The sequence below is a fragment of the Halococcus thailandensis JCM 13552 genome (genome assembly GCF_000336715.1).
GTDB lineage: Archaea > Halobacteriota > Halobacteria > Halobacteriales > Halococcaceae > Halococcus > Halococcus thailandensis.
Genome location: NZ_AOMF01000085.1, coordinates 280 through 6426, shown reverse-complemented (window position 1 = coordinate 6426; position 6147 = coordinate 280). Strand labels below are relative to the sequence as shown.

Here is a 6147-nt window from a genome sequence, read left to right as displayed (position 1 = left end):
CCCTCCACTATTCGTAGCCCTACCGGGAACTGAGGTGCGGCTCTCAGCCCGGCCTGACCCTCGGGCTTGTTCACTACCTCACACTCAATCGCTCCTCTTTCTGACCTCCAGATTCCAGTTTTTCTTGTCGTGTCACAGAATCCCTTCCCGCGCGTAAAGGCTGTCGTACTGTTTGAAAATCGCTTTCAACTATTATCCCCCCGGTAAAGACTGAAAGCCTCGTAGCTATTACGGGGAGGGGATGAGCAGTGTCCTTTGGGCCGACGAGAATCGGGTTGATCGAGAGTCCCAATTAATGTTGACTCGCTTACGTGGTGAGGGCTGGGTCTATGCTGGCCGGCTGCGAGAGCGCGCTGATTTCTCCGAAAATTCCCAGGTCTTCTATCGCATGGAACGCTACCTGATTCCCGCTGGACTAGTCGAGGAAGCCGCCCGCACTGACGACGATGAACCCCGCCAATTCCGCCTCACTGACGAAGGTTCGTTGTGGTTAGAGCAGAACACTGACGCAATCGCTACGCCCGCCACTCGTGACGAAATGCGCGAACTCGCCCGCGAAGGCTACGAGGCCGGAACCAGCGCGCGAGAATCCGTCCAGAACTACCGCAAGAAAGTCTCTCGTATCAAAAACCGGCTCGAAGATGTTGAAGCAGAGGTCGATGAGATGAGCGACCAGCAGGAAAGCAACAACACCACTCTCTCGATTCAGTCCGAACGATCGAGGGACAATCGCGAGCGCTCGAAAGCGACCAAAGACGCCGTTGCAGATCTCCAAGACAAAATGGACACCCGTGCAGCCTCCGACGATATGCAACGGCTCAGAGACGACGTGAGCGCGCTTCAAGAGACGCTGACCAGCACCCAACGCCAACTCGATGGGATCACTCGTCAGCAGGCCACCGACGAACGCACTCGCGCTCGACTCCGCCGACTCGCCAAACCAGCTGGCTATCTCGTCGTCGGTGCGATCGTCGCCTATCTCGGCGTGATCGTCGCGGTCGCGCTCGTCGCGTCGGAGTTACTGACCGGCGTGGTGCTGGCGGGCGTTGGCGCGCTCCTCGGCGTTGCACTCGGCATCGGCGTGGCGATTTATGCATACGGCGGGAATCTCACCGAAACCTACCAGACCATCAGAGAAAAACCGGCATCAGGAACTACCGAATAGAATATATTGGCGAAGTAAATCGCCCGACTACGCCGAGGTGGACACACCGGATTCCGAATGAACTGGTGCTTTCACGCTATCTAAGCGAATCAATCTCTCCTCATGGATTCGTGCATATTCTGCCAATCCTCCGGTCCCTGCAAGGATGTCAATAGCTTTTGCAATCATCCACAGGCAATAGCCGTGAACCATTCATGAAGATTCCAACGGAGGACAGCAATATAGCAGTGAAACCAAAAATGCCAATCACACATCCCACAACAGACATAATAGCTGATGTTAAGGACATCGATGCTAGAAGTTGATTATAGAAAATATGCGTGATTTGAGTGGTTTGAGAGCCAATACAGGAGTACCAGATGAAATCTGAAACTGATACAGAAGAATTCATGGGCCAAATTGAGAGCGATATGAGATCGTATGTGACGGAAAGGAGAGATGCAATTCATTTTGATCGACTTGATTCGGGTGATTTAATAATATATTCTGATGATGGATTTGCAATTGTAGATTCTAATGGAAAAGTAAATGGAAAAGGTACTATAGTAGAAGATGTCGAATTTATAGTTTCAAGATATCTGAAAACAAATAAAAATTCTGAACTCAACAACAATACCAATCAAAGAATTCAGATGATTGTGACCACACAATTACTGATTGGTATTGGATTAATCGGAATATGGGTTATTCGAGGATTATCATTTGCGGACATGATTATCCTACCCATCACGGGCTTTCTTTTCCTAATCTTCTCATCAATCACATATACAATCCAAACAAAATTCGATGTGGAATAGCTGCTCCGATACGATGCATTTTTATGAGATGTTGGGTATTTAGATATAAATCGGAAATTGCTCAAAACAACCTCAAAAACAGAATCTTATACAGTGTTGAGATACACGACTCGTGTGAATCCAGTAGGATCGTTATTAAACCAGTTGACTCTAGCAAATGTCCTACCAATACCGTCGCTTTTTTGACGTAAAACTTTGCCTCTGGCGTTGTTGCTTATCGTTCCGAGACGATTCTGCGGGCCGAGAAAGCCGACGCCACCAAAGATACCAGCGTTGTTACCCAAAGCTTTGACTCGTGCCCCATTGTTGATAGCCTCAGCATTTTTACTATAAATAACAGCAGCTGTAGCCGTGCTTCCTACCGCCGTGCCGGCCCGTTTCAGAAACGCCCTTTTGGTTACTGGCTCGTCAGTTGGATTTGTATCTTCGTTCATGACGGCAATTTCGGGATATAAAGGGATTGCACATATTACCGGCGGGTTTGTTACATAGTATAGCAAATCCACAACTACAAGTGACAAAACCATACATATACGACATCAAATTACTCATCTTGATTTTTGATCTGCCTATCAAGCTTGCTTGGGTCGAAATCAGGCTGTTCGCCCGATCCGAGTCCAACTGACCGTAATCGGTCTCGATATTCCTCAGCACGAAACCGGTCAGACAATCGAGCGTTCGCAACAAGGATGAAAAAGAGCAATGCAGTAATAACGAATCCAAGCCCAACAACTCCTGCGATGATTGCGGCTCTACCAAGATCACCGAATACCGCCGCGCCTACAAGAACTACACCACCAATTAGTAAAGCAAAAGCGATTATTTGGAGCATGAGATTGCCGAGTTCACCGCTTGATTCTGGCACTTCGGATGGATCCGGTAGCGGTTCTCCATCTGGAGGCGGAGTGATTTCATAATCGTCCATCGAACATAGTGCGACTGTCGGTTTGACATCACGGAGGACAGTACCCTGACCTTCGACACTACCATCCGGATACACCGTCACATATCCTTCATCGGAGTATGCGACAAGACGATTAGTTTCATCATCACCACTAAATCGTTTGATCCGAGCAAAGACATCTCGGTCCGCTATACGATTTTTGAGATCTGCCTCAACACGATCTAGAAGTCTGTCACCNCCACTAAATCGTTTGATCCGAGCAAAGACATCTCGGTCCGCTATACGATTTTTGAGATCTGCCTCAACACGATCTAGAAGTCTGTCACCAGTAATCCACGAATCGGGGTCAAAAACAGCGTCCCCCTCTTCTGCATCCATCTGAGCCATGTTCTGCGCATCGAAATTCTCGAAATCGTATTTATCTTCAACTGCCCGTCGAAGTTCTTCAATATCATCGTCTGTGTCGGCTGTAGCCGGCCTCGATTTGGGTTCTTCAGAAGTGTCATTATTATTCATATTACTATTACCGTGTTTGTTATCAGGGTCNCCCTCATCTGCACTGGTTGATGTATTCCTCACATCATCTGATAGTGTAGACGGAGGGACAGTCATTATACGATATTCATCCTTTAACTCCATACGCTTTCCGGCATTACGAACAGTACAGTGTTTTCTACTCAGCAACTGTTCTTTGAGATTATCCGTGCTGATAGCCACACTCCCGAACGCTTCGGCGTCAGGACAAAAAGAACGAACCTCTGCTAAGACTGACCAACTCCAGCAATATCCTCTAAATCCAATTCCTCCTCAATCACATCCTCTCCCAATATATCACTCATTGCCTCGGTTGTATCCTTCACTAACGATTCACTGAACNCCCATCCTGTCCCTTCATAATACCCGACTACCCGCGTTTTCTCCCCTGTCGCTAAAACTATCTGTCGCGTTATCTCCGCTTCCGTTGGAATCCCTACTGCTGATCCGCGCACTGCCATCACCGGATGAATTCCTCCTATCTGCGGGTGGGAACTCAACTCCCGGACTTTACTCACTCGCAACGGCTGCTTCGGGAACGATTCAATCACTCGTCGACGCGCTCCGCAATCCGAACACACTTCCTCAATCTCAGCAGGTCCGATCATACCAACTACTCACCCCCCACCCACAAAATCTCTCTTGCTACAAACGCAACCCACTCTTCGTTACCCTTACGCGAATCTCCGAACGTAATCAGCTCCTTCAGCACATGCCCCTGCGACCGCGAGGCCAGCCCCTGTGGGGCTGGCGACCGCACCGCGGTGCCTCACGGCCCACAAGGGGCCGGAGGGCAGGCAGGATAAGAATTAGTCCGCGCCGCGACCGCAACCGCGCCGCAGGCGCTAGCGAAAATTTGCGCTATAGAGAGAAAAAAGGAGTATTAGAGATACTTGCGACAACCTCCGACTCGACCGCCGCCCTCACCCCGAACCTCGACGATACCAACAGCGAATACAGGCGGCGGAGGGAGAGTAGAAAAGTATCAGTAGATACTTGCGAGAACCTCCGACTCNCCCCGAACCTCGACGATACCAACAGCGAATACAGGCGGCGGAGGGAGAGTAGAAAAGTATCAGTAGATACTTGCGAGAACCTCCGACTCAATCACCCACCGATCCCACCGCCTTCAGTCGATTTACTACCAAAAGATATCAAAGATTATTCCTAAAATAACCAACTTGGTTCTGGGAATTCCCATCCGTGAATACACGAAACCGTCGGTCAGACTGCGCGCGAACCCCGAAATAACCCTCTCCAGAACAGTGATGCCTCTCGAAACGCCGCTCAGTCGTCCTGAACTACCTCCGGATACCCATCTTCATCATCTTCATCTGTCCACGCCAATTCCTCGCTCCCGCCCGTTCGCCGACGCCACTCAGCTACCGCTCTCCGCAACCCATCCACGTGTTCGGCCTGCTCGCACCACTCTTCATCTTCCAATCTATCAGCCGCCTCATGTATCGGTCTCAGCTCCCCACCACACCGCTCGTTCCCTGTACTGGCCCCCGACTCCGACCGCTCATTCACATCCGCCTCAGAATCCGCTCTCGGCCCGTCTGATGACGACCGCGATGAACTACCCTCACCTACCCATCCATTCGTCTCCTCACCCTCACCACCTGCTCCTGCGTCGAGAGTCCCCGCCGACCACGGATCACTCCCCGAACTCCCTGACNCCTACCCATCCATTCGTCTCCTCACCCTCACCACCTGCTCCTGCGTCGAGAGTCCCCGCCGACCACGGATCACTCCCCGAACTCCCTGACATCGACACCTCCCCGTCTGGATTCCATACCTCCTCTAGCGGATGATCCGCCAGCACTTGCTTCCGACAGTCCTCACACACATCCCCCGATTCCTCGCTCTCTCCATCAGATCCACCCGATACCGATACGTCCGCGTCGCATGTTGCTCCCGAGAGATTCGCAAACCGTGTTCCCAACAGTTTCGGCGCAGCTTCGCAGAAAATCGCTACAACCTCCTCTTCCACCCCCTGAGGAATATAGCAGTCGTGGAGATCTCCTTTCATCCGACTCGCCAATTCGGCCCTCCCTCCCTTCTCGATGACNTCCTCTTCCACCCCCTGAGGAATATAGCAGTCGTGGAGATCTCCTTTCATCCGACTCGCCAATTCGGCCCTCCCTCCCTTCTCGATGACACCTGCGTGCGAAAAACAGTACGTCAACTGATGCACTAAATCCGAAAGATCACTCACCGAAACGTTACTCTCCTCCCCTTTCGTTACCCGGTGGAACAACCAGCCCGAATCCTCCTCAATCGCCTTCGCTGTCATATAATCGAACGATCCCCGTGGGGCCGCGAAGAACGTATGGAAATGCGGCTCAAACGTCAAATACTCCGATGGATCATCCTCATCCAGCACGTCCGCCCACGTCATCTCCCCCTCCCCCGCCTCCCCACCGTGATCGTACTGGTCCTTCCGATATTCTTTCTTGATTCTATACGGATGGAAAATCGCCACAAACCCCTCAATACCCCACTGCTCTTCCAACAACGTCTGCAAAATCAACAGCGCTCGCTCCAGCGGCGCATCCGAATCCAACACCAACCACGGTAAACTCGCCACCACATGGTTGAAATCAATATCTCTACGTCCCTCATAACGCCCGTACAGCGCCCGACGGAATCCCTCTAATTTCCCTGCTATCCGAACCGCCTTCGACTTCACCGCTGCCGGCCAGCAACGCTCACACGCTGGCGATCCACACGTTCTCCCCACGAAT

4 protein-coding genes are annotated in these 6147 nt (G+C 51.3%); 2 read left to right on the top strand and 2 right to left on the bottom strand.

Going from position 1 to position 6147, the window contains the following annotated elements; genetic code table 11:
- Positions 1–388 precede the first annotated feature (388 nt).
- Positions 389–1165, top strand: a complete 777-nt coding sequence (locus C451_RS03405; protein ID WP_007737729.1) for a hypothetical protein — start codon at positions 389–391, stop codon at positions 1163–1165.
- Positions 1166–1524: 359 nt separating this feature from the next.
- Positions 1525–1962 (top strand): DUF7319 domain-containing protein, encoded by a 438-nt coding sequence (locus C451_RS21720; protein ID WP_152420382.1) that lies wholly within the window; start codon positions 1525–1527, stop codon positions 1960–1962.
- 86 nt (positions 1963–2048) lie between these two features.
- Here C451_RS21720 and C451_RS21715 read toward each other — a convergent pair whose 3' ends face one another.
- Complete coding sequence (locus C451_RS21715) at positions 2049–2396, bottom strand: hypothetical protein (RefSeq protein WP_152420381.1); 348 nt, start codon at positions 2394–2396, stop codon at positions 2049–2051.
- Between the two features lie 110 nt (positions 2397–2506).
- Positions 2507–3478 (bottom strand): YgaP family membrane protein, encoded by a 972-nt coding sequence (locus C451_RS20725; RefSeq protein WP_394295059.1) that lies wholly within the window; start codon positions 3476–3478, stop codon positions 2507–2509.
- Between the last annotated feature and the right edge of the window lie 2669 nt (positions 3479–6147).

Bases quoted from the DNA above. Each gene is read 5' to 3' on its own strand.
- C451_RS03405 (WP_007737729.1), top strand. From the start codon at position 389: ATGGAACGCTACCTGATTCCCGCTGGACTAGTCGAGGAAGCCGCCCGC.
- C451_RS21720 (WP_152420382.1), top strand. From the start codon at position 1,525: ATGAAATCTGAAACTGATACAGAAGAATTCATGGGCCAAATTGAGAGC.
- C451_RS21715 (WP_152420381.1), bottom strand. From the start codon at position 2,396: ATGAACGAAGATACAAATCCAACTGACGAGCCAGTAACCAAAAGGGCG.